The 24,584-nt window shown below is 70.3% G+C and carries 18 protein-coding genes; 9 read left to right on the top strand and 9 right to left on the bottom strand.

Features of this window, described 5'->3' with window-relative positions; all coding sequences use genetic code 11:
- Positions 1-4: 4 nt before the first annotated feature.
- A complete protein-coding gene (locus tag OO63_RS07280) occupies positions 5-1,195 on the bottom strand; it encodes an NAD(P)-binding domain-containing protein (RefSeq protein ID WP_051810638.1) in 1,191 nt (396 codons plus the stop codon).
- A 91-nt stretch (positions 1,196-1,286) separates the two neighbouring features.
- On the opposite strand from OO63_RS07280, the gene OO63_RS07285 reads away from it, so the two are divergent.
- Positions 1,287-1,937 (top strand): helix-turn-helix domain-containing protein, encoded by a 651-nt coding sequence (locus OO63_RS07285; protein WP_199819459.1) that lies wholly within the window; start codon positions 1,287-1,289, stop codon positions 1,935-1,937.
- On the opposite strand, the gene OO63_RS07290 is transcribed toward OO63_RS07285, so the two are convergent.
- The 3 genes from OO63_RS07290 to OO63_RS07300 form a co-directional block, all read right to left on the bottom strand.
- Positions 1,938-2,675 carry a hypothetical protein gene (locus tag OO63_RS07290; protein ID WP_030357231.1) on the bottom strand — a complete coding sequence of 246 codons (738 nt, stop codon included), beginning with the start codon at positions 2,673-2,675 and terminating at the stop codon, positions 1,938-1,940.
- A gap of 136 nt (positions 2,676-2,811) precedes the next feature.
- Complete coding sequence (locus tag OO63_RS07295) at positions 2,812-3,204, bottom strand: VOC family protein (RefSeq protein ID WP_030357230.1); 393 nt, start codon at positions 3,202-3,204, stop codon at positions 2,812-2,814.
- Positions 3,205-3,318: 114 nt separating this feature from the next.
- A complete protein-coding gene (locus OO63_RS07300) occupies positions 3,319-3,639 on the bottom strand; it encodes an ArsR/SmtB family transcription factor (protein ID WP_030357229.1) in 321 nt (106 codons plus the stop codon).
- A 129-nt stretch (positions 3,640-3,768) separates the two neighbouring features.
- On the opposite strand from OO63_RS07300, the gene OO63_RS07305 reads away from it, so the two are divergent.
- A complete protein-coding gene (locus tag OO63_RS07305) occupies positions 3,769-5,295 on the top strand; it encodes an MFS transporter (protein ID WP_078618987.1) in 1,527 nt (508 codons plus the stop codon).
- Between the two features lie 156 nt (positions 5,296-5,451).
- Here the strand turns inward: OO63_RS07305 and OO63_RS07310 are convergent, their stop codons facing one another.
- The 5 genes from OO63_RS07310 to OO63_RS07330 all read right to left on the bottom strand — a co-directional run bounded on the left by OO63_RS07310 (position 5,452) and on the right by OO63_RS07330 (position 15,510).
- Positions 5,452-7,557 (bottom strand): HEAT repeat domain-containing protein, encoded by a 2,106-nt coding sequence (locus OO63_RS07310; protein ID WP_051810639.1) that lies wholly within the window; start codon positions 7,555-7,557, stop codon positions 5,452-5,454.
- Positions 7,557-8,234, bottom strand: a complete 678-nt coding sequence (locus OO63_RS07315) for a DUF7019 family protein (protein WP_030357226.1) — start codon at positions 8,232-8,234, stop codon at positions 7,557-7,559. The genes OO63_RS07310 and OO63_RS07315 overlap by 1 nt, the downstream gene beginning before the upstream one ends.
- A gap of 153 nt (positions 8,235-8,387) precedes the next feature.
- Positions 8,388-12,254 carry a GH92 family glycosyl hydrolase gene (locus tag OO63_RS07320; RefSeq protein WP_234311076.1) on the bottom strand — a complete coding sequence of 1,289 codons (3,867 nt, stop codon included), beginning with the start codon at positions 12,252-12,254 and terminating at the stop codon, positions 8,388-8,390.
- 129 nt (positions 12,255-12,383) lie between these two features.
- Complete coding sequence (locus OO63_RS07325; protein ID WP_030357224.1) at positions 12,384-14,180, bottom strand: Hsp70 family protein; 1,797 nt, start codon at positions 14,178-14,180, stop codon at positions 12,384-12,386.
- Positions 14,170-15,510, bottom strand: a complete 1,341-nt coding sequence (locus OO63_RS07330) for a KAP family P-loop NTPase fold protein (protein WP_030357223.1) — start codon at positions 15,508-15,510, stop codon at positions 14,170-14,172. The genes OO63_RS07325 and OO63_RS07330 overlap by 11 nt, the downstream gene beginning before the upstream one ends.
- A 497-nt stretch (positions 15,511-16,007) precedes the next feature.
- Between OO63_RS07330 and ngcE the strand changes: the two genes are divergently transcribed.
- From ngcE to OO63_RS07365, 7 genes are all read left to right on the top strand, one after another.
- Complete coding sequence (gene ngcE, locus OO63_RS07335) at positions 16,008-17,456, top strand: N-acetylglucosamine/diacetylchitobiose ABC transporter substrate-binding protein (RefSeq protein WP_030357222.1); 1,449 nt, start codon at positions 16,008-16,010, stop codon at positions 17,454-17,456.
- Between the two features lie 121 nt (positions 17,457-17,577).
- Positions 17,578-18,507, top strand: a complete 930-nt coding sequence (locus OO63_RS07340) for a carbohydrate ABC transporter permease (RefSeq protein ID WP_030357221.1) — start codon at positions 17,578-17,580, stop codon at positions 18,505-18,507.
- A 13-nt stretch (positions 18,508-18,520) separates the two neighbouring features.
- On the top strand, positions 18,521-19,447 hold the full coding sequence (locus tag OO63_RS07345) for a carbohydrate ABC transporter permease (protein WP_030357220.1): 927 nt from the start codon (positions 18,521-18,523) through the stop codon (positions 19,445-19,447).
- 177 nt (positions 19,448-19,624) lie between these two features.
- Positions 19,625-20,824 (top strand): ROK family transcriptional regulator, encoded by a 1,200-nt coding sequence (locus OO63_RS07350; protein ID WP_030357219.1) that lies wholly within the window; start codon positions 19,625-19,627, stop codon positions 20,822-20,824.
- A gap of 122 nt (positions 20,825-20,946) precedes the next feature.
- Positions 20,947-22,044, top strand: a complete 1,098-nt coding sequence (locus OO63_RS07355; protein ID WP_030357218.1) for a substrate-binding domain-containing protein — start codon at positions 20,947-20,949, stop codon at positions 22,042-22,044.
- A 208-nt stretch (positions 22,045-22,252) separates the two neighbouring features.
- A complete protein-coding gene (locus OO63_RS07360; RefSeq protein ID WP_078618988.1) occupies positions 22,253-23,053 on the top strand; it encodes an ATP-binding cassette domain-containing protein in 801 nt (266 codons plus the stop codon).
- Positions 23,050-24,366: a sugar ABC transporter permease gene (locus OO63_RS07365; protein WP_030357216.1), complete on the top strand. Its 1,317-nt coding sequence runs from the start codon at positions 23,050-23,052 to the stop codon at positions 24,364-24,366. Before OO63_RS07360 ends, OO63_RS07365 begins: the two co-directional genes overlap by 4 nt.
- Positions 24,367-24,584: the final 218 nt, after the last annotated feature.

Genomic DNA, 24,584 nt, shown 5'->3' on the forward strand with positions numbered 1-24,584 from the left:
GCGGTCAGGTCGGGTAATTGAGGGCCGTACCCCCCGGGCGTCGACCGGGGGGTACGGCCCTTTTCGCGCGCGTTCCTACGCGGTGACGAGAGGGACCGGCGCACCAGACGAGGGTGGTGATGCCGTGCCGCGCCAGGTCCAGGGTCTCGCCGAAGTCGCTCACGCCGTCCAGGGGCACCGCCGGGGCCGGGTTCTCCTCCGGGGCCGCGAAGCCGCGTTCCCGGAGCACGGTGTCGATCAGGTCGACGGCCCGCCGGAACGACCGCGCGGACTCCGCCGCCGTGGCGACCACGTTGTCCTTGAGCAGGAGCGTGCCGCCGTCCGCCGCGCGCACCGAGCCGACCAAGGTGACGCCCCTCGCGGCCAGGACGCCGACGTTGAGGTCACCGGTCCTGTCGTTCACGGCGGTGACCGGCAGCCCTGGCAGAACCGGTCCGCCGTCGCCGCCCGCCGCGCCGAACTCCTCGTACAGGGGCGGCAGGGCCTGGAGCCACTCCTGGATGCCGCGCCTCCGGTAGCGGCGGGGCCACGCGCGATGGCGGCCGACCGAGAGGAACGTGCGGCGCCCGGACGCCGCCAGCTCGTCCGCGATCTGCTGGCCGCTGATGCCCGCGCCGACCACCAGGACGGCCCCGTCCGGCAGGGCCCCGGGGTTGCGGTAGTCGCGGGAGTGGAGCTGGTGGAAGGACCGTGCGACGTCGGCGGCGAGGGCGGGGGTGCGGGGAGCCGCGTAACCGCCCACCGCCGCGACGAGGTTGCGGGAACCGACGACGCCGCCGGAGGCCAGGTGGGTCCGGAAACGTTCGTCGGCGTGTTCGGAGGCGTCCGGCAGGCACTCGACCTTCCGCACGGCGGTGTGCTGCCGCACCCGGAGCCCTCGTTCCGCCGCGTACCGGCGCAGGACGCGGGCCAGTTCGGGGCCCGAGGGACAGCCGTAGGGGTCGTCGCCGTCGTAGTCCGAGCCGGGGAACCGCACCGACTGGTTGCCGCTGCCGATGAGCAGGCTGTCCCAGCGTTCGTGGGCCCAGGCCTGGCCGATCTCGCCGCGCTCCAGGACGAGGGCTTCGCGTCCGCGTTCCTGGAGTGCCCCGGCCGCTCCGCACCCTTGCTGCCCGGCGCCGATGACGACGGTCTCCACGTACTCGTACCCCTGCTCGTCTTCGTTCTCGTGCTCGACACGCTGGTCCGCTGCCATGACCCGGCCTCTCCGCCGCGGGAACGCGGCTGCTTGGGTTCACCTGAGCGAGACCTTGTCTTCTCAAGTCGCCTTGATGTCAACTGGGTCCATGACACGGCGGGACGCGGTCCACATCGGCGCGGCGGCGGCTCTGTACGGCCTGGCGCCGTCCGCCGTGCGGTGGTGGGAGCAGCAGGGCGTGCTCGACCCGCCCGCACGGGAGGGCGGCAAGCGGCTCTACGACGACACCGACCTGCGCCGCATCGGCCTGGTCTATCTGTGCTGCGTGGTCGGGCGGATGCCGCTGGACCAGGCCGCCGTGGTCGCCTCGGGGAGGGCCACGCGCCGCGCCTGGCAGGACGCCGTCGACGCCCAGCTCGTGCAGGTGGAGCGGCAGATCGCGCAGTTGGAGGCGGCCCGGGGCTACCTCAGGCACGCGCGGGGCTGCGCGGACGACGACATCGCGGGGAGTTGCCCCGTCCTGGACGCCGAACTGTCCGCGCACACACCGCGCGGGCGCTACCAGGGCGCCGACCTCGTCACCGCTGCCCGCGCGGCGAGCGCGGGAGCGGTCGGCACAGGCGCCGAGAGCGGGCCCCCGCGTGACGAAAACGCGACGGCCCGCCCTCTGCGTGATGAAAGTCCGGCGCGCTGCGCCAACTGCCGGGGACCGGTCACGCCGTCGTCGCACGGACGGCCCCGGACGTACTGCTCACGCGCCTGCCAGCAACGCGCCTACCGCGCGCGTCACCGCGAGTGATCAGCTCAGGGGGATGCTCTTGACGGCGGACAGGATCGGGATCAGGACGTAGTCGCCGTTGCCGGGGCCGCAGGTGGGCCGGGTGTCGACGGTGTCGGAGACCTTCGTCCCGGTCGAGTACCGGGTGTCGGGGGACGTGACCACGCTCGTGAGGTGGCTCTTGAGCCGCTCCGAGTAGTACACGCACTGGTGCAGATTGAGGTGGCGGCCCGCGTTCAGGTCCAGGGCCTTGACGCCGGAGAGTCCCGGGTTGGGCACGTGGTTGCCGTTGCCGGGGCCGCAGGTCGGGCTTGTCTCGGGGGTGTTGGAGACCTTCGTGCCGGTGGAGTAGCGCCCGTCGCCGCTGGGTGTCACCAAGGTGGTGAAGCGGTCGGTGCTCGCGCTCCGGTAGTAGTCGCACTGCTGGAGGTTGAGGTAGCGGCCCGCCGTGAGGTTCAGGGCCTTCACGCCGTGCAGGATCGGGATGGGTACGTGATTGTCGTTGCCGGGGCCGCAGGCCGCCGCGGTGTCGGTGGTCGCGGAGTGCTTCGTGCCGGTGGAGTAGCGCCCGTCGCCGCTCGGCGTCACGAACGTGCTGAAGTGGTCGTCGAGGCTGCTCGCGTAGTACGCGCACTGGTGCAGGTTCAGATAGCCGGAGGCGGCCGCCTCCGGCTGCGGGTCCTGGGCCGCCTGGGCGGGCGCCGACGCGCCCAGGAAGGTGCCCATGCCGATCGCGAGGGCGAGTGCGGGTCGCCACACGCATGTGGCCGTCCATCGCTTCAATTCGGTTCTCCCGTCCGGGTGCGGGACGCGTCCCAAGACCGTCCCGCACTTCCTGCGACGAAGGTCCCACGGGCGCCCCGCACCCCGGTAGGGCGAGATCCGGCGATCGCGACTATGCCTGCGGCAAGCCGCCGTACGGCACCGTGATCAGCTCCATGGCGTGCTCCGACGGGTCGAGGAAGTACACGCCCTTCCCGCCGTCGTTGCGGTTGATCTCGCCCGGCCGCTTCTGGTGCGGGTCGGCCCAGTGGGCGAGGCCGCGCTCCGTGATCTTCGCGTACGCGGCGTCGAACTCCTCCTCGGAGACGAGGAAGGCGTAGTGCTGCGGGGTGATCGACTCGGCGGGGATCGTGGCGAAGTCCAGGGTGACGGTGTTGCTCAGTTCGACCGCGATGAACGGGCCCCACTCGGATGTGATCTCAAGTCCCAACAGCTCCGCGAAGAACTCGGCGGACTCCCGGTTGTCGCGGGCGTGGACGATCGTGTGATTGAGCTGAACTGCCAAGGAATGCCTCCGTGGGCATCTCCCGCACCTCCATGCCTCACCCAGGCGGTGACCGGCACGCGATGCTGCCGGGGATCTTAGGCGGGCCCCGGGCGCGCTGTCGAGCGGATCCGATCAGTCCTGTGCGGGCTCGGCGCGCACCAGGCCGAGCAGGCCGGGGAAGCGCGCGTCCAGTTCCGTGCGGCGCAGGACCGCCGTCCGGCTGTTGCCGTGGTCGACCATCCGCAGCAGACCCGCCTCGCGCATCACCTTGAAGTGGTGCGACGTCGTCGACTTCGACACCGGCAACTGGAAGGAGGCGCAGGTGCGTTCGGTGCCGTCGGGCTCGCGCAGGAACCCGGCGATCACGCCGAGGCGCAGGGGGTCCGCGAGGGCGTGCAGGACCGTGCGGAGGTCCATCTCGGCGGGCAGCGGGTGGCCTTCTTCGTCCGGCACGGAGTTGCTCCTCGCGTTCGGGTCCCAGTAGGTCGACGTAGGTTCTACTTGCATCGTACCTCTTGCGCGTGCCAGGGTCAGGTTCGATTCAAACCGAACCTTGCTCACCTCCCTGGGGGTCTCCTCGCCATGCCCGAACCATCGACGCCGTCCGCGCCCGCAGCGCCCTCCGCGCCCGCGGCGCAAGCTGCCCCCGCCGCACAGCCCGCGCCCCAGGTGCGGGAGGCCGAGACGCCGAAGCCGCCCCTGCTCCCGCTCGCCGCCATCCTCCTCGCCGTCTTCGTCGTCCCGATGTCGATCTCCGGGACCGCGGTCGCCCTCCCGGGCATCGGAGCCGCCACGCACGCGGAACCGGCGCCGCTCCAGTGGGTGGTGAACGCCTTCAACGTCGCCTTCGCCTGCTTCACCCTCGTCTGGGGCTCGGTCGCCGACGTCGTCGGCCGGGTCAGGGCCTTCGCCGCGGGGGCCGCCGTCTACGCGGCCGCCTCGCTCGCCAGCGCGCTCGCCTCCGGCGTGCTTCTGCTCGACGCGGCCCGCGCCCTCGCGGGCGTCGGCGGCGCGGCGATCTTCTCGTGCGGGGCCGCCATCCTGTCGACGGTGTACGAGGGTCCGGCGCGGGCCAAGGCGTTCGCGCTGTTCGGCACCGTGGCGGGCGTGGGCATCGCGGTCGGGCCCTCGCTCTCCGGGGTGCTGCTGCAGACGGTGAGCTGGCGCTGGGTGTTCGCGCTGCACGCCGTGGCGCTCGCCGTCGTCCTGCTCGCCGTGCCGGTCATCGCGCGGGCGGTGCCGCCGACGCCCCGCACTGGCGCGAAGATCGACGTCCCCGGCAGCGTGGTCTTCGTCGTCGCCATGGTGCTGCTGACCACCGCCATCGTGCAGGGCTCCCAGTGGGGCTGGGGGAGCGCGGGCGTGCTCGGGCTCTTCGCCGGGGCGGCCGTCGCGCTCGCGGTCTTCGGCTCCGTCGAGAAGCGGCGCGCACACCCCCTCCTCGACCTCGGCCTGCTGCGCGACCGGCGCTTCCTCGCGCTGTGCCTGGTCCCGGTCGCCGGATCGTTCGGCTTCGTCACGATGCTCACGTACCTGCCGACCTATCTGACGGAGGTGACCGGGCGCGGCACCGGCGCCGCGGGCCTGATCATGGTCCTGCTCACCGCGCCGATGCTCGTCCTCCCGCTGCTCGCCGCCAAGTTGGTGGCCCGCGGCGTCCCCGCGCTCACCGTCATCTACGCCAGCCTCGCCGCCCTCGTCGTCGGCGACGCCGCCCTGACCCTCTTCGGCCCCGACGTGTCCGTCGCCGTCGTCGCCCTGCCGATGATCGTCACCGGCGCGGGCATGGCGCTGGCCGCGGGCCTCGTCGACGGCCAGGCCCTGGCCCTGGTCGACCCCGCGAAGGCGGGCATGGCCGCGGGCTTCCTCAACACACTGCGGCTCGGCAGCGAGGCCGTCGCGGTGGCACTGTACGGCTCGGTCCTGACGACGCTCACCGCGTCACGGTCGTACGACTCCGCCTTCCACCTGGTCCTCTGGGGGCTCGCGGCGATCTGCCTGGTGCTCGGGTTGGTCGTCTTCGCGCTGATGGGCGGGCGCGGGGCCGCCGAGGCGGGCGCCGATCCGCGGGAAGGGCCGGGGCAGGGGGACTTGGGGCACGGCCGGTGAGCGGAGCCGGGGGTGCGGTGCGCGATGACCAGATCGAGCGCGGGCGGGCATCCGTCCGGGGCGCCGGCGACGACCGTGGTGGCCACGGACTCGGGCGCGACCTGCCGCCCCTCGGCGCGCGGGTCCGCCATCAGGCGGGCCGGACGGCTGCCGGTCCTACGGCCCGAGCCGGATCCCCCGGGCCTCAGCGATGGCGTTCACCGCTTCGATGTGCCAGGTGGAGAAGTGCTGCGCCGTGCGGCAGTACGCGAGCACGTGCTCGTGCGCCTCGTCGGTTCCGATCGCCAACAGGGCGCGCACGGCGGCCTCTTGGGCGCCGGACCACGCGTCGGGGCCGAGGAGCGACACCAACGGCGTGAGGCAGTCGGGCGTGCCGCGCTCGGTCAGCGCGAGGGCCGCGGCCTCCTGCGCCGGGCGTGAGCGGGAGAGCTGTCCCGCGCCGACCGCGACATGCCGTGCCGCCCACGGCGGGTGCGGTGCCGCGGCGATCCTGGCCAGGACGGCGGTCGCCTCGGCTTCGGGGCGGGCGGCGAGCGCCGCGACGAGCAGGTCGCCCAGGTTCTCGCCCAGGTCGTCCACGCCGTCGGCCAGGGCGGCGAGGACGGGCAGGGCGGGGGCGCCGATCCGGGTCAGGGCGCGCAGCGCGGCGCGTGCGAGATCGGGGGCGGTGTCGTGTGGCTCGGCGGGAGTGGTGTCGGTCGAGGGGCGCGGCGGGGGTGGTCCCGTGGCCGGTGCCGTGCTGTGCGGTCCGGTGCCGTTCGCGACGAACTCCCCCAGAGCCTCCATGGCCTCCGCCACGGGAAACGCGCCCAGGGCCACCACCGCCCGCGCCCGCATCGCCTCGTGCGGCGAGCGCGCGCACGCGAGCACCACCGGAAGGGTCTCCGGCGCGCCGATCAGGCCGAGGGCCCGGACCGCGCGGGCGCGCACGGTGCCGGGCCGTTCCTCGTCCTCGGCCAGCGCCGCGAGGGGCGCGGCGGCCTCCAGGAGCCGCAGGGCGCCGAGCGCGTCGATGACGGCGGTGCGCACCGCCGTGGGGGCCGCGGCGTCCGCCAGGACGGAAAGCACCGCCGAGGCGGCCACCGGGTGTCCGGTCGCCCCCAACGCCCTGGCCGCACCGCGCCGTTGGGCCACGGTCCGGCCCGCTCCGGTGAGCAGGCCCAGGAGATCCCGGAGCGGTGGATCGGGGAGCCGGGCGGCCAGGTCCGCCACGGTGTCGCTGATGTGCGCGTCCGCCAGTGCCTCCAGCAGGGCATCGCTCGCCGCGGCGGCCGCGTACGCGGACAGCGCCTGGGCGGCGGTCCGGCGCACGGTGGGTGCCTTCGACTCCCGCAGGTGGTGGCGGAGCAGGGCGTGGTACTCGTCCGGGTCCGGTACGGCGAAGACGTCGGGCTCCTCCGCCACGCGGGCGCAGACGGCGGCCACGGCGTGGGGCGGGCACTCGGGGTCGTGCGGGGAGCGGGACGCCCTGCGGAGCACGTCCCACAGGTGGTTCCGGCCGTCCTCCGTCCTGGCGAGCAGAGCCGTCGCCAGGCGGGCCGTCTCGGGGTCCGGGTCGCGCTGCGGGGCGTGCAGCAGCGTTTCGGCGGGCGGCCACAGGTGCGCGGGCGGCCAGTCGATGACGGGCAGCGCGTGCAGCGCCGTCACGGCGGCCCGGCGCAGGTGACCGTCGGGGGCGGGCTGGTGCGCGAGGACGAGGAGGGCGGAGGTCGCGCGCGGGTCACCGATCGCGCCGAGCGCCCGCACCACGCGGTCCGCGCGCCCCGGCAGGTACCCCCAGAGCGCGGCGAGGAGCGGAGTCACCGCCTCCGGCGCACGCAGGGCGGCCAGCGCGTCGAGCACCCGCGCCTGCCAGTAACTGCGGGCGGTCGGCAACTGGTCGCACAGCTCCACGAGTCCGCGCACGGCCTCCGGTCCACCGATGGCGACCAGGGCGTCGACCGCGGGCTCGTCCAGCTGCAGGCGATGGTCACGCGTCGACTCGGCCAGCATCGCGAGCAGCCCGGGAACCGCGCGGCGCTCCCGCAGCTTCCCCAGGGCCCTGGCGGCCTGCCACCGCGGTCCGTGCCGCAGGCAGCCCAACAGCGTCTCGACGGCCGCCGCCGAGTCCGTGCTGCCGCCCAGGAACTCGGTGGCGCGCAGCCGGACGTCGAGAACCTCCGACCGCGTGGCCCGGCACAGCCCCGCGACATCACCGTCCAGGCGCATCCGCACCAGATCGGCGTGCGACGACGCCCGCTCCCCTCGGACCTCCCCGTCCATCAGGCCTCCCCGTCCACGGGCACCCGGTCCGACATCGCCACGTACAGCGGTGTCCCGACAACGACGGTCAGCTCCCGCCCGTCCTCACGTGTCACGGTGCCGCGCATCAACTGCCGTGCCAGGAACTCGCAGTACATGGGCGGCACCGTCAACGCCTCGGCGACGCGCAGCACATCGTCCGTCACGCTCGCCCGGTCCGGCATCCTGGACCACGAGCGGACATTGAACTGGCGCTCCCACTCGGGCGGGGTGTCCTGAAGCAGCCGGAAGATGGACGGCAGCCCCGAGAAGCCGACCCGGTGCATGTCGGGCGCCGCCTGATGGCCGATCAGATGGTGTGCGGAGCCGATGAGCGCGACGACCGTGTCGCCGTCGCTCCCCGTCATCAGCGTCGGCTTGTCCGCCTCGCCGTACCCCGCGATCCGCAGCCCCAGGTCCCCACGGAACCAGGCCGTGGGCTCCGACATCCAGCTGACGTCGAACTCCCGCTCCAGATAGGCCTCCACGAGGTCGAGCCGGTCGTACGCGCTGGTCTCGGCGCGCGGCGACTGCACGGCCACGCTCACGACCTTCAGGTCGACCTTGGCCTCGACGGCGAGCCGCCGGAGGAGCTTCGGCGGGATCTGCTCGTAGAGCATGTCCACCTTGGCGGTGGAGACGTAGACGTAGTACCGCACGCGTGGTGTGTCCCCGTCAGTTGAGGGCCTTTGCCCGCACCTTGCCACACACGTGTCCCTGGTGCCCCGCCTTTGACGTCGCAGGCCGGCCCCGGCCCGTCGACGGAGGGGTCGACGGACCGGGGCCGGGGTTCGGGTGGGATCAGGCGGGCGTCAGCGGAGGAGTTCCACCTCCGAGAGGGTGCCCCGACCGCCCGTGAACACCAGGCGGTACTTCACGTACGACCCGGGGTCGCTCACCGTGAACGGCCGGGTCTGCTGGTCCCAGGCGAAGGACTGGCCGGAGCGCTTGTCGACGGTCTTCCACTTCTCGCCGTCGCGGGAGCCCTGGAGCACCCAGCCGCGCGGGGCCTTGGCCTTGTCGGCGGAGGTGAGCGTGTACTGGACGGCCTTGGTGCGGCCCTGGACGGGCAGCACGACGGACGCCGCGTTCGCGTACGTGGTCGAGGAGTTGTCGAACAGCTCGCCCTCGACCTTCAGGGCGTCCTTGCGCGGCGACGGCACCTTGTCGTCGTCCGTGACGGAGACCGGCTGGGCGTTCTTGCCGGTGCCCCACGCGGACGGCTTCGGGCCCATGTCGAACTCCAGGACCCCGCCGCGCGCGATGGCTTCGTGCGGCAGCGCGGTCGAGTTCCACTTCTTCCCATTCACCTTCAGGCCCTGCACGTACACGTTCTTCGCGCTGTTCCTGGGGGCCTTGACCACCAGGTCCCTGCCGTTGTCCATGTGCACGGTCATCTTCGTGAACTGCGGGGAGCCGATGGCGTACTCGCCGCTGCCCATGACGAGCGGGTAGAAGCCGAGGGAGGAGAAGAGGTACCAGGCCGACTGCTCGCCGTTGTCCTCGTCGCCGTGGTAGCCCTGCCCGATCTCGCTGCCCGTGTACAGGCGGGACATGACCTCGCGGACCTTCTCCTGCGTCTTCGAGGGCTGCCCGGCCGCGTCGTACATGTACGCGGCGTGGTGGGCGACCTGGTTGGAGTGCCCGTACATGCCCATGCGCACGTCACGGGCCTCCGTCATCTCGTGGATGACGCCGCCGTAGGAACCGGCGAACTCGGGCGAGGCCGTCTCCGGCGTGGCGAAGTACGTGTCGAGCTTCTTCGCCAGGCCGCCCCGGCCGCCGTACAGGTTCGCGAGGCCGCGCGAGTCCTGCGGCGCGGTGAAGGCGTAGCCCCACGCGTTGGTCTCGGTGTAGTCGTGGCCCCAGATCCGCGGGTCGAACTTCTCGGACGGGACGCGCCAGTCGCCCTTCTTGTTCTTGCCCTGGAAGAACCCGGCCTTGGCGTCGAAGAGGTTCACATAGTCGCGGGCGCGGTTGAGGAAGTACGCGGACTCCTCCTTGTAGCGCTTCTCGCCCGTCTTCTTGTAGAGCGCCTGGCCCATCTTTGCGATGCCGAAGTCGTTGACGTAGCCCTCAAGGGCCCACGACAGGCCCTCGTGCGTCTCGGACGGGGTGTAGCCGAGGAACGGCGAGGTGGTCATGCCCTTGCGGCCGTAGCCCGACTTGTCCGGGGCGACCGTCGCGTTCTTCACCGCCGCGTCGTACGCCGCCTTCGCGTCGAAGCCCTTGACGCCCTTCACGTAGGCGTCGGCGAACGCCACGTCGGAGGACGTGCCCGTCATCAGGTCCGCGTAGCCGGGCGAGGACCAGCGCGACGTCCAGCCGCCGTCCTTGTAGTGCTGCACGAAGCCGTCGACCAGCTCGCCCGCCTTCTTCGGCGTGAAGAGGGAGTAGGCGGGCCACGTCGTGCGGTAGGTGTCCCAGAAGCCGTTGTTCACGTACGGCTTGCCCTCGACGATCTTCGCGCCGGTGTGGGTGGGTGTGTCCGGGCCGGTCTGCGGCGAGAACGGCGACGCGTACTTGTGCTTCGAACCGACCTTCTCGAAGCCGGAGTTCGGGTAGAGGTAGAGGCGGTACAGGCTGGAGTACAGGGACGTCTTCTGCCCCTCGCTCGCGCCCTCCACCTCGACCCGGCCGAGGATGTCGTCCCACTTGTCCTGCGCCCGCTCCTTGACGCGGCCGAACGACGTGCCCGCGGGGATCTCCGCGTCCAGGTTGGCCTTCGCCTGGTCGACGCTGATCAGCGAGGTGGCGAGGCGCAGGCCGACCGTGCGGTCCTTGCCCGGCTTGAAGCGGAAGTAGCCGGTGGCGTCCGTGGTGCCGCCGCCCTCCAGCTTGCCGCCGTCGGTGACCGGGCTGTCGAAGGTGCCGTACACGAACATCCGGGTGGCGCCGGTCGACAGGCCCGACTTCACGTCGGAGTAGCCCGTGACGACACCCTTCTCCTTGTCGAGGGTCAGGCCGACGTTGTGCTTGGTGTCGCCCGTCTTCTCGATGTTGTCGAAGACGATGCTCGCGTCATCACCGGGATAGGTGAACCTGAACATGGCCGCGTGGTCGGTCGGCGTCATCTCGGCCTTCAGGCCGTTCTCGAACGTCACGCCGTAGTAGTGCGGCCTCGCCGTCTCCTTCTCGTGCCGGAACGGCAGCGCCCGCTTGGCGCGGTCGGCCTCCGGCTTGTCCTTCGCCACCGACGGCATCACCTGGAAGGTCTGCCGGTCGCCCATCCACGGGCTCGGCTCGTGGCTCGCGCTGAACGCCTGCACGGTCGGCAGGTTGTCGTCGTTGTTGCCGCGCGCGTAGTCGTACAGCCAGCTGATGGAGCCCGCGTTGGTCACCGGGGTCCAGAAGTTGAAGCCGTGCGGGACGGCCGTCGCCGGGAAGGTGTTGCCGCGCGAGAAGCCGCCGCTGGAGTTCGTGCCGCGCGTGGTCGAGGCGTAGTCGGAGGGGCGCGCCTTGGGCTTCGCGGGCGGGGTCTCCTTCAGGGACACGTCGTCCAGCCAGCCCCGGAACTTCGCGGGACCCTTGGGGGAGTCGTAGCCGACCAGGATCCGGTCCACCGTCTTCCCGGCGGCGACGTCACCGATCCGGCCCACGACGTCGTTCCACTGGTTGACGTAGAGCACCTTGGAATCGCCCTGCCCGCGCGGGGTCAGCGGGAATCCGTGCTGGTCGGTGGCCTTGAGGTCACTCAGATAGGTGCCGTCGGTGAAGGCCAGGTCGACCGCGACGTTCGTGGCGTCGTAGTCGAGGTCGCCCTCCGCCATGGACGGGAACACGCGGTACGACAGCTCCGTGTCGCGCCGCACGTCGACATCGACGTCGAAGACCTTGTTGTACGAGAAGCCGCGCTTGTCGGCCGTGTGCGTGCCCGCGTACCGCAGCGCCTGCCTGCCGGTGAACCCGGCGCGCGCCTTGGCGGTCGGGGACCCGGCGGGGCCGCGGTCGATGAGGCTCAGCATGTCGGCGGGCGGTGCCGGGTTGTCGCTGCCGCCGACGGAGAGGTGCACGTCGGCGAGTTGCAGGGCGTCGCCCGCGCCGTTGTTGGCGGTGATGTCCAGGCGGTAGTGGGAGTACGCGACCGTGTTCTCGAAGTCGTACTTCTTCGTCGTGAAGGGGCTGGCGAACTTCTCGCCCTTGCGGGTGTCGAGGTCCTTCCAGTCCTTGCCGTCCGTCGAGCCCTGGAGCGTCCAGTCCTTCGGATCGCGCTCGGGGTGGTCGTTGGCGGAGGTGAGCGCGTACGTCACCACCTTCGCGGGCTCGTCGAGCTCGAACTCCACCCAGCCCGTGGGCTTGAAGGTGAGCCACTTCGTCGACTTCTCGCCGTCGACCAGCTTCTCCTTGGTCTCCCCGGCGCCCGCGTTCTCGCCGCTCGCCCGGACGTCCACGACGTGGTCGTTCACGCTGCCCGGGATCCCGGAGCTGAAGTCGCCGTTGACCCCGCCGGCCTTCTTCTTGCCGTCGGGCCCCGTCTCGACCGTGTTCAGCCAGTCGGGCTGCGCGTCGTCCTTCTCGAACGAGGAGCTGAACTCCCGCTCGGCGCGCGGCGCCTCCTCCGGCCCGGCCACGGCGACACCTTGCGAGGCGGCGAGCACCGCGAGAGCGGTGAGGCCGACGGCGGCCGGGGTGCGGCGCGCGCTTCCCCCACGGCGTCTGTGTCGAGGTCTGTGTCCCATCCCCTGCGTCCCCTCCAAGCACCTGCTGGACAACGTTGTCAGTGGTTGCGCAGGGTCCAGTAGGGCGGTAAGTGGGCGGCGGTGTCAAGGGGGTTGAAGGGGGTCCGCGTGAGCCTGAGGGGGAAGGCGTCAGGCGAGGAAGCGCTCGACCTCCCGCGCGCGGTCGTCCATCTGTGCGCTGATCCGCTCGGCGACGTCGGTGACCAGGCGGTCCACCTCCGCCGGGTCGAGCGCGGCGTTGTTCAGGGTGGTCTTGATGAGCTGGCGGGCGCCGAGTTCGGCGCCCTTGGGCAGGGCCACGATGACGGCCATCCCGGCGACGAGCGCGGCCATCTGCGCCGGTGTCGCCCCGGCGCGCAACGCGCTGCGCAGCCGCATCAGGCCCAGCTGCGGCACCCTCGTGACGACGTCCAGTGCCCCCTGGGAGTTGCGAAGGACCCGCCACAGGGCACGGATGCGGCGGGTGATGGCCGTACCGATGATCTCGGGCAGCGCGATGTCGAGCGTGAACTGGTCGTCGCGGATGCCGTACGAGCGGCAGATGTCGAGCACCAGCGGAATCAGCGCGTCCGCCAGCGTGACGCGCAGCTCCGCCAGGACCTCGTCCAGACCGGTGAGTTCGCGGATCAGCTCGTCGAGGTCGCCCTCGTCGTCCGCGTTCAGGCGGTCGGCGCGGGCGAGGAGGCGGCTCAGGAGAGAGCTCTTGGCCTCGTCGAACGCCTCCACAAGGCCCACCCGGATCGCCTCCTCGAACTCCGGGCGGTCCTTGAGCGCCTGGATGTCGCGGCGGAACCGGGCCACGTTGACGCTGTGCCGCCCGATGCTGGCGAGCCCCCGGGTGACCGAGAGGGAGGGCTCCGTGTCGTTCTCCACGGTGGCCTCCGGGAAGGCGCCGACGCACAGTTCGCGGACCACGGGCATGCGGGAGCCGCCGCCGGTGAGGACGACCAGCTCGGGTCCTGGCGACCCGAGGTGGCCGCGTACCTCCGTCAGCGTCGCCGCGAAGCGGTCCGCCCAGCCGCCCGGCGCCCGCACCACACGCCCGGGGATGTCCAGCTGCCGCAGTCGGCCGAGGGCGAGTGTGACCAGCGGGACGAACACGGGGTCACAGCCGCACTCCAGCTCCTGCAGCCGCAGGTCCACCCCGCTGAACTGGGCCTCCTTGGCCCGGCGGCAGACCAGCGTCAGCATCTCAGGGCCGCCCTCGCTCCCGTGGGACGCGTCGAACTTCGCGTTCCCCGCGCAGGAGTCCCGCACGATGCGGGCGAGGGTGCCGTCGATGTCGCGGCAGCCCAGTTCGGCGCCCAGGGGCAGGTTCCGCGGCAGCAGGTCCTCCACGACGGTGAAGTCGGTCGTGGAGGAGCCCACGTCGACGACGAGGACCCGGTCGAGCCCGACCACCGCCGGCTGCCCGGCCCGCCGGTCCCTGACGTGCACCAGCGCGGACTGGGACTCCGCCACCAGCCGCAGCGGCACATCCATGGCGGTGAAGTGCCGCTGGTACGCCGCGACGGAGGGGCGGTCCCAGCCCGCGGGATGGCCGACGTACACCACGCAGTCCTCGCGCACCTCGGGGTGCTGGGCGAAGAACTCGGTGAGCAGCACCTGGGCGAAGCGCACCGCGTCCGGGGTGTGGAGGTCCGTGTTCTCCGGCCGGTTCTTGAAGTTGACGCTGAACTGCACGGAGTTCTTGGCGAACACGGCAGCTTCGCCGATGACGACGCGGTACCTGCGGTTCGCGGCCTGCGCCTCGGGGTTCTCCGGCTCGCGCCCGATGGCGGTGACGATGCTGGCGCCCTCGGTGCCGCGGAGATGGATCTCGGCCGAGGTCCGCCCGGTCGTCGGCAGCCAGCACAAGGAGCTCTCGCCGTCCCCGAGGTCGAGACCGACGGCGTAGGCGACGTCGCGTTCCAGGTCATGTGTCATGGCCCGGCCCCTCTCCGACGGCCCCTCGGGCGCTGAAGACCGGGACGGGCGCCACACCGCCGTTCGATGCGCCGCCGGTCACCGTGAGCACCTGGGTCAGGAGCCTGATCTCGGTCGGGGTCGGCGGATCGGGGAACTCGAAGCCCGCGCGCCGGTGCGCGACGGCCGCGAGCAGCCGCCGCACCCCGGGATTGCCGGTGGCGAGCACCAGGTCCTGGCCGCTCAGCTCGGTCTTCGCGAACTCGGCGTCGTCGTAGCGCCTCCAGACGCCGGGGTCGGCCTGGAGCGCGGTGAAGAAGGCCGGGTGTTTCATGCGCAGGGCCAGCAGGGTGCCCATGTGCAGCAGCAGCCGGAGTGAGGGCGGGTCCTTCAGGTTGCGGTGCAGGGTCATGGCCGTCAGGTTGAGGCCGTTGACGAAGCGGCGGACGCGGCGCGGGTTGGCCTCGAAGGCGACCTCGATCAGTTCCCACAGCTCGCGCGAGCCCGAAAGGCGGGAGTCGGTGATCTTGCCCTGGAGGTGGCTGACGATGGCCTCGAAGGAGACGCCCGGCAGGTGGTACGGGAAGTGGATGAGCTTCTCCAGATACTGTCGCCCCCGCGCCTCGTCCGGATCCTCGCTGTGGAACCGCAGGGCGGCCGCCTCCGCGACGACCTGGTAGTCCATCGCGAGGACGAACACGCAGGCGCCCTCGCCGAGGAACAGCTTCAGCGAGTCCAGGACGGTGATCGCCGCGTCCGGACTGCACCGGTCCAGGTCGTCGATGAACAGGACCAGGCGCCCGCCGTCGGTGTAGGCGTCGACCACGTCCTTGAAGTCCCGCTCGAAGCGGTTGACGTGCAGATAGGTCTCGGTGCCCGGCTGGGTGAACTCGGTCTGCGCGGCGGCCACGTCGTCGGCGGTGACGACGCCCGCGGTGAGCGGGCCCGCGGCGCGGCGGGCGAGCAGCCAGGCCGCGGCCTGGCTGAGCTGCCGGACCTTGTCCAGGGCCCCGGCCATCCGCTCGCGCAGGGCCAGGTCGCCCTCCTTGCGCCGCTCCTCCAGCTTCAGGGCGATCTCGGTGAGCACGCTCTGGATGAGGGCGTGCCAGATCTCGTCCTTCTGGTCGTACTTCCACGGGTTGAACCACACCGTCGGGATCTCGCGCTCGTCGAGCAGGTCCTGGCAGACCTTCATGAAGCTCGACTTGCCCGTGCCCCAGGGGCCGAAGACCCCGACGGTCAGGGGCAGGTCGTCGGTGTCGGAGATCGCCGCGCAGAGCACGTCGGCGTGGCCCTGGAATCCGTAGCGGTCCCCGTCCGCGTTCGCGATCGGGTTGTCGGTCAGCAGCATGAGCCCCCCCCATGCGCCGCGTCGGAATCAGCCACCGTGACTGATTGCCAGCGGCATACCACTCATGGTGCCCGAACCGGTCGTCTCCCGAGCGAAGTTCACCGAAGTGCCCGGAAATGACGGGCATGCCGAAGGGCCCGGAACAGCCCGGGAGAAAGCCCGATTCGATTCCGCATTGGTACGGACTTTTATGGCTCGCGAAGTGCTCGTCGCGCACGTCTCCGCGAGGTCTCAACTCGGAAAAGCCTGCAGTCCAAACCTGCATTCGATCTTGCTTGGCCGACTGTAAGTGGACTATACCTGTCGGCGTCCGAGTTCCCCCGGGCCGCCCCGGACCACCTAGTCGCGGCAGCCGTTCCATGGCATCGGACACATCTCGCATTTCCCGTACATCCCGTACATCCCGCACCATCGCACGGCCCCAGCTTCACAACTCCGCGGTGCCGGGGAGGATCCGGTTCACCGCCTGAGTCCTGGAAGAAGGCGAGGACTTGAGCATGGGATCCACCCCTGGGACCTCCGGCAGGCCCGAAACGAGCGGTGTCGGCCGACGTGACCTGATCAAGCGCGCGGCCGCGCTCGGCATCATCTCCGTCCCGACGATGGGCTTCCTCTCGGCCTGCGCGTCCGGCGGCGGCGGTGACAACGACAAGGCCAAGACCGTCAAGAAGACGAAGAACAATCCCTTCGGCGTAGCCAAGGACAACGACCTCGACGTCTTCATCTTCAAGGGCGGCTACGGCGACGCCTACGCCAAGGCGTGGGAGGCGTCCTTCGAGAAGAAGTACGGCGGCTCGGTCGCCCACAGCGGCGAGCAGGACGTCACCGGCAAGCTCCAGCCCCGCTTCAACAAGGGCAACCCGCCGGACGTCGTCGACGACTCCGGCTCCAAGAAGATGAAGCTGGACACCCTGCACAAGGAAGGTCATCTGACCGACCTCACGCAGCTGCTCGACGCGCCGTCCATCGACGACCCGAGCAAGAAGATCCGCGACATCATGCTGCCCGGCACCATCGAGCAGGGCACCTTCGGCGGCAAGTTCCACGCGCTGTTCTACGTGTACGCCACCTGGGGTCTGTGGTACTCCAACAAGCTTTTCAAGAAGCACGGTTGGAAGGTCCCGAAGACCTGGGACGAGATGCTCGACATCATGAAGGACGCCAAGTCCAAGGGCATCGGCGGCCTCGCCCACCAGGGCAAGTACCCGTACTACATGAACATCGTGATCATGGACCTGATCGCCAAGACCGGCGGCATGGACGCCGTGAAGGCGATCGACAACCTCGACAAGAAGGCCTTCGTCGGCAACCCGGCCGCCGAGCGCGCCATCGAGGCGGTGTACGAGATCGTGGAGAAGGGCCTGCTGATGCCGGGCACCAACTCCCTGGAGCACACCGAGGCCCAGACCAAGTGGAACGAGTACAAGGCCGTCTTCATCCCCTCGGGCTCCTGGCTGGAGAACGAGCAGGCGAAGCAGACGCCCGACGACTTCGAGATGACGTTCCTGCCGCTGCCCCTGCTGCCCGACTCCAAGATGAAGCTGCACGCCCTGCGCACCGGCGCCGACGAGCCCTTCATCGTGCCGTCCAAGGCGAAGAACGTCGCGGGCGGCCTTGAGTTCCTGCGCCGGATGCTCTCCAAGGAAGGCGCCACCGCCTTCGCCAAGGAGGCCAGTTCGCTGTCCGTGATCGGCCCCGAGTACGTCGACAAGAGCGTGCAGCTGCGCCCGGGCATCAAGACCGCCCTCGCGGCCGTCGACGCCTGCCCGGTCGACGAGCGCTTCAACTTCCGCTACTCGGAGTGGTACGGCGAGCTGGACGTCGCGATCCAGAACGCCACCGGTGAGCTGATGGCCAAGCGCATCACGCCCAAGAAGTGGCTGGAGCGCTGCCAGGCGGCGGTCGACAAGGAAGCAGAGAAGAACCCGGACACGAAGCGGAAGTAGCAGTCGTCGTCAGCCGCCGGCCGGGGCCGGGCGGCACGGCCGGGCCGGGCACCGCCCACGGCCCGGCCGGGGGTGCGGCGCCGTCTCGGCACGGTCACGGCAAGGCCAGGAGCAGGGTGTTATGCATCGGAAAAAGTACCCGTTCATCGCGGGATTCCTCGTTCTTCCCGTCGGGCTCTATGTATTGCTGGTGATCTGGCCCTATCTCCAGACCATCAGTTACTCCTTCACCGACTGGAGCGGCGCCTCCCAGAACTTCAATTTCGTCGGCCTCGACAACTACAAGGACCTCGCGAACGACGACGTCTTCATCAAGGCGCTGCAGCACAATGCCCTGCTCCTTGTCCTGGTGCCGACCCTGACGATTCTGCTCTCGCTGTTCTTCGCCTTCATGGTGAACGTCGGCGGGCGCGGTGGAGCCGGCGGTGTGTCCGGCGTCAAGGGCTCCGCCTTCTACCGCGTCATCTTCTTCTTCCCGCAGGTCCTGTCCATCGCGATCCTCGCCATCCTGTTCAAGGCGGTCTACCGCGGCGACGACTCGGGCCTCATCAACGGCACGCTGCAGGCGGTCGGCCTCGGCGACAAGAGCAACCCCACGGAGTGGCTGAACGACCCCGACCTGGTGCTCTGGTGCATCGTCTTCGTGATGGTCTGGGCCGGGGCGGGCTTCTACATGGTGCTGTTCTCGGCCGCCATGCAGTCCATCCCCAAGGACATCTACGAGGCGGCGCTGCTCGACGGCGCCGGACGGTTCCAGACCTTCTTCCGGGTCACCCTGCCGCTGCTCTGGGAGACCATCCAGACGGCCTGGGTGTTCCTCGCCATTCTGTCCATGGACGCGTTCCTGCTCATCTCCACGCTCACGTCGCAGGACTTCGGCGGTGGCCCCGACCACAGCAGTGAGGTCATCTCGACGTACCTCATGCGCAACTTCCAGACGTACAGCAAGAGCGGATACGCCTGCGCCATGGGTGTGGTGATGCTGCTGCTCACCCTGATCGTGTCCATCGTCACGCTGCGGCTCAGCCGACGTGACCGCATCGAGTTCTAAGGAGGCGCGAGCGATGACGGCTCCTGCGACTCAGCCACCGGTCACCAAGGCCAAGGTGCCGGGCCAGCGCGGCGGCGGCCGCGGCCCCGGCAAGGACGGCATGGAGGGCAGGACCCTCAACGCCTTCTCGCACGGCTTCCTGGTGCTGTGGGCGGTCATGATCGTCCTGCCCCTTTTCTGGATCCTGCTCGGCAACTTCAAGACCGACTCCCAGATCAAGTCCAGCGCCTGGACCTGGCCCACCGAATGGACCTTCGACGCCTTCCAGCGCGGCTGGGAGAAGGGCGTCGGCGACTATCTCCTCAACACCCTGATCGTCATGATCGTCTCGGTGCCCCTGACGATGCTGCTCGGCGCGATGGCGGCCTACGTCCTCGCCCGCTACGACTTCGTCGGCAACCGGTTCGTGTACTACTTCTTCGTCGCCGGTTCGATGTTCCCGGTGTTCCTGGCGCTCGTGCCGCTCTACTTCATGGTCGACCGGCTCGGCATGCTCAACACGTACCAAGGACTGATCCTGGTGTACGTCGCCTACTCGCTGCCGTTCACCGTGTTCTATCTGCACTCGTTCTTCCGCACCCTGCCGACGGCCGTGCACGAGGCCGCCGTGATCGACGGCGCCTCGCACACCCGGGTGTTCTTCCAGATCATGGTGCCGATGGCGAAGCCCGGACTGATCAGCGTCGGGATCTTCAACGTCCTCGGGCAGTGGAACCAGTACATCCTGCCGCTGACCTTGATGCAGAAGCAGAGCGGTGGCGACGAGGACCGCTCGATGCTCGCCCAGGGCCTGGTCAGCCTGATGAACCAGGGCAACTACGAGACCGACCTGCCCGCCCTGTACGCGGGCATGACCATCTCCATGATCCCGGTCCTCGTGGTCTACCTGTCCTTCCAGCGGCAGGTGCAGTCCGGACTCACGGCGGCCACGATCAAGTAGTCGAACGCGATCAAGCACAGGGAACGCCCCGCACGCGGGGCGTTTCGTGTGTGCGGTGTGACCTACTGGATTTTCGTCAAGGACTTGACTGCGGTAACCCGTTCAGAAGAGCTTGGAGTTCACAACTTGTACGGGCGGCGTCGGCGCCGCCCGCCATAGGCGGGAGTGGATGAGTCGATGGAGACTCCGGGGTCGCAGTCGTCACTGCACCGAGCAAACCTCGAGCGGGTCGTACGCGCGGTACGGCTCGCGGGATCGCTCACGCAGGCGGAGATCGCCAGGACGACGGGCCTGTCCGCCGCGACGGTGTCGAACATCGTCCGGGAGCTGAAGGACGGCGGCACCGTCGAGGTCACCCCCACGTCGGCGGGCGGCCGCCGGGCCCGCAGCGTCTCCCTCAGCGGCGACGCCGGCATGGTCATCGGCATCGACTTCGGCCACACCCACCTGCGCGTCGCCCTCGGCAACCTCGCCCACAAGGTGCTCGCCGAGGAGGCCGAGCCGCTGGACGTGGACGCCTCCGCCGCGCAGGGCTTCGACCGGGCCGAGCGCCTGGTCGGCAAGCTGATCGAGGCGACCGGAGTGGACCGCGCCAAGGTCGCGGGCGTCGGCCTCGGCGTGCCCGGGCCCATCGACGTGGAGTCCGGCACCCTCGGCTCCACCGCGATCCTGCCGGGCTGGGCGGGCACCAAGCCGGCCGAGGAGCTGAGGGAGCGGCTCGGCGTGCCCGTGCACGTCGACAACGACGCCAACCTGGGCGCGCTCGGCGAGCTGGTGTGGGGCGGCGGCCGCGGGGTCAAGGACCTGGCGTACATCAAGGTCGCGAGCGGTGTCGGCGCCGGCCTGGTGATCAGCGGCCGGATCTACCGGGGGCCCGGCGGCACGGCGGGGGAAATCGGGCATATCACCCTGGATGAGTCCGGCCCCGTCTGCCGCTGCGGCAACCGCGGCTGCCTGGAGACCTTCACCGCCGCCCGATACGTGCTGCCGCTGCTCCAGTCCAGCCACGGCACCGACCTGACCATGGAGCGCGTGGTCGCCCTCGCCCGCGACGGGGACCCGGGCTGCCGCCGGGTGATCTCCGACGTCGGCCGGCACATCGGCAGCGGTGTCGCGAACCTGTGCAACCTCCTCAACCCCAGCAGGGTCGTCCTCGGCGGCGCCCTCGCCGAGGCCGGGGAGCTGGTCCTCGCACCGATCAGGGAGTCCGTCGGGCGCTACGCCATCCCCAGCGCGGCCCGTCAACTCTCCGTACTTCCCGGGGCACTTGGCTCGCGCGCCGAGGTCCTGGGCGCGCTCGCCCTCGCGCTCAGCGAGATGGGGGATTCAACCCTTTTGGACGAGACCCTCCCCGCCGCCGCACCCGCCTTCACTTAGATAACGCATGGCACCGTTGTCATCTCGTTAAGGATTTACTCCTTGACGCGTGTCGGGCGGCCGAGTTGACTTCGAGCCACCTCGGCCGCAGCGACGCGGCCACGTCAGGGAGGCACCCCCAAATGAACGCATTGACGCGCCGCGTCGGCATAGGCACCGTCACCGTTTCCATGGCGCTGGCCTTGGCCGCGTGCGGCGAGGCCGGTGACGGCGACGACAAGGGCAGCGGCGGCGACGGCAAGACCATCGGCCTGCTCCTGCCGGAGAACAAGACCACCCGCTACGAGACCTTCGACCGCCCCATCATGGAGGCGAAGATCAAGTCGCTGTGCAGCGACTGCGAGGTCAAGTACAACAACGCCGCGCAGGACATCGAGACCCAGAAGAAGCAGTTCGACGCGCTGATCACGCAGGGCGTCAAGGTGATCATCCTGGACTCGGTGGACTACAAGTCCACCAAGGGCTGGGTCGAGCGCGCCAAGAAGGACGGCGTGCAGGTCGTCGCGTACGACCGGCTCGCCGAGGGCCCGCTGGCCGCCTACGTCAGCTACGACAACGAGAAGATCGGCCGCCTCCAGGGCGGCGCGCTCGTCAAGGCGCTGGGGTCCGAGGCCAAGGACTCCAATGTCGTCATGATCAACGGCTCCCCGACCGACCCGAACGCCCCCTTCTTCAAGAAGGGCGCCCACTCGGTGCTCGACAAGAACGTCAAGAAGGTCGCCTACGAGCAGGACATCCCGGACTGGTCCCCGGACGAGGCGAACAAGAAGATGGCCGCCGCCATCGACAAGCTCGGCAAGGACGGCATCGACGGCGTCTACTCCGCCAACGACGGCATGGCGGGCGGCATCATCACCGCCCTCAAGCAGCGCGGCATCGACGTCCCCGTCGGCGGCCAGGACGCGGAGCTCGCCGGCATCCAGCGCCTGCTGAGCGGTGACCAGGCCTTCACGATCTACAAGCAGATCAAGCCGGAGGCCGAGACCACCGCCGAGATCGCGGTCCGGCTGCTCAAGGACAAGAAGATCGACGACCTGACCGACCGCAAGGTCAATTCGCTCAGCGGCGACTACAAGGGCATCCCCGCCAAGCTGTACGACGCCCAGGCGATCACCAAGGACGAGGTGGCCGGCACCATCGTCAAGGACAAGGTCTACAAGGCCAGCGAGATCTGCACCAAGCAGTTCAAGAAGGCCTGCGACGAGGCCGGGATCAAGTAACTCCCGGTCAGGTTCCAGGTGTTGACGCGGCCCGCGGGCCGCGAGACACCTTCCCCAGCGGTCCGGTGCCCGCCCACTTCATTCCGCCCCGCAGTCGGAGGGCGGGCACCGGGCACCTTGTCCTGCGTGCCGCACGGCCCCGTGTCCCCCACACGCGTCCGTGCCCCACGCGCGCACCACCATCCCCGCCGGTCAGGCGGCGAAGGAGATGATTCACGTGTCCGCTACGCCCGTGCTGGCGTTGCGCGGGGTCTCCAAGCGGTTCGGCGCCGTCCAGGCGCTCACGGACGTAGACCTCGAGATCCACGCCGGTGAGGTGGTCGCCCTCGTCGGCGACAACGGCGCCGGCAAGTCCACGCTCGTCAAGACCATTTCCGGGGTCCACCCCATCGACGAGGGCGCCATCGAGTGGGAGGGCAGGGAGGTCCGCATCGGCCGCCCGCACGACGCCCAGGGCCTCGGCGTGGCGACCGTCTATCAGGACCTCGCGCTCTGCGACAACCTCGACGTCGTCGCCAACCTCTTCCTCGGCAGCGAGCTGAAGAGCGCCAGCGTCCTGGACGAGATCAAGATGGAGAAGCGGGCCCGGGTGCTCCTGGACACGCTGTCCATCCGTATCCCCAGCGTCCGCATCCCCGTCGCCGCTCTCTCCGGCGGCCAGCGGCAGGTCGTCGCCATCGCCCGCGCGCTGGTCGGCGACCCCAAGGTCGTCATCCTCGACGAGCCCACCGCGGCTCTCGGCGTCGAGCAGACCGCCCAGGTCCTCGACCTGGTGGAGCGCCTGCGCGAGCGCGGCCACGGCGTGATCCTCATCAGCCACAACATGGCCGACGTCCAGGCCGTCGCCGACCGGGTCGCGGTCCTGCGCCTCGGCCGCAACAACGGCGTCTTCCGGGTCGCCGACACCTCGCCCGAGGAAGTCATCGCCGCCATCACCGGCGCCACGGACAACGCCGTCACCCGCCGCAGGGCGCGCACGGCCACGGCAACGAAGGAGGGCGCGAAGTGAGCGACCTCGCCAAGACCCCCGACACCGACAAGGTCCAGGCGGCCACCGGCACCGCCGTGGACGCCGAGCCGTCCGCGACCCCCGCCGCGGCCGTCGACCCGCGCCTGCTGGTGCGCGAGCAGGGCTTCGCCGGTTACTGGTCGGAGTTCGTCCGCAAGATCCGCGGCGGTGAGCTCGGCTCGCTGCCCGTCGTCGTCGGCCTCATCGTCATCGCCCTGGTCTTCCAGCTCCAGAACGACAAGTTCCTGTCCGCCTCCAGCCTCGCCAACATCGCGGTGTTCACCTCCGGCGTCGGCATCATGTCGGTCGGCATCGTCTTCGTGCTGCTGCTCGGCGAGATCGACCTGTCCGTGGGCTCCGTCGCCGGTGTGGGTGCCGCCGTCTGGGCGGTCCTGAGCGTCACCCACGGGTGGGGCGACTGGCTGTCGGTGTTCGTGGCCATCGCCTCGGGCCTGGTGATCGGCGCGCTGCACGGCTTCTTCTTCGCCAAGATCGGCGTACCGGCCTTCGTGGTCACCCTGGCGGGCTTCCTCGGCTGGAGCGGTCTGCAGATCTGGCTGATGGGCAAGGAGGGCAGCATCAACACGCCCACCGGCTCCGTCGTCGAGGACCTGACCACGCACTTCTTCGCCGACAAGGCCGCCGCGTACGGCCTGGCCCTGATCGCCGTGCTCGCCTACGGGGCCTCCCAGTACCTGGACGCCCGGCGCCGCAAGAACGCCGAGCTGCCCTCGCGGCCGCTCAGCGAGATCCTGCTGCGCACCGGCCTGCTCGCGGTCCTCGCCTTCGTCGCCGCGTACTTCCTGAACGAGCCGGAGGGCGCCCGCGGCCTTCCGCTCGCCCTGGTGCTCTTCCTCGCCGTGCTCGTGATCGCGGACTTCGTGGCCCGCCGCACCACCTTCGGCCGTCAGGTCTTCGCGGTCGGCGGCAACGCGGAGGCGGCGCGCCGCGCGGGCATCAACGTCGACCGGGTGCGGATCACCGTGTTCGCGATCTCCGGCATGCTGGCCGCCTTCGGCGGGCTCTTCATCGCGAGCCTCTCCGGTGGCGCGACCAAGAGCCTCGGCGCCGGCAACACCCTGATGATGGTGATCGCGGCGGCGGTCATCGGCGGCACCAGCCTCTTCGGCGGCCGCGGCAAGATCTGGTCCGCCATGCTCGGCATGCTGGTGATCCAGTCGATCCAGCAGGGCCTGAACCTGGAGGGCATGCCCAACGAGATCCAGTACATGATCACCGGCGCGGTGCTGCTCGCCGCCGTCGTGATCGACTCGGTCTCGCGCAAGACCCAGAAGTCCGCGGGCCGCGCCTGATCCCGCAGGTCCGCGCTTGATCACGCGTGCCCGTGCCCGGTACCGGACATTCCGGTACCGGGCACGGGCATGTCCCCGAATGGGAACATCCGTTCCCGTCCGGGGGGCCGGAAATCCGGGCCGCCCCCGGTCGTACCAGTCGATTTACAGCCGATCGCGTGACGCGGGACCCTTGGCCCGGACTACGCCGTCAGCGGCGGAACATTAGACTCGACAGG

The sequence above is a fragment of the Streptomyces alboflavus genome (assembly GCF_000716675.1).
In the GTDB taxonomy this organism is placed as follows: domain Bacteria; phylum Actinomycetota; class Actinomycetes; order Streptomycetales; family Streptomycetaceae; genus Streptomyces; species Streptomyces alboflavus.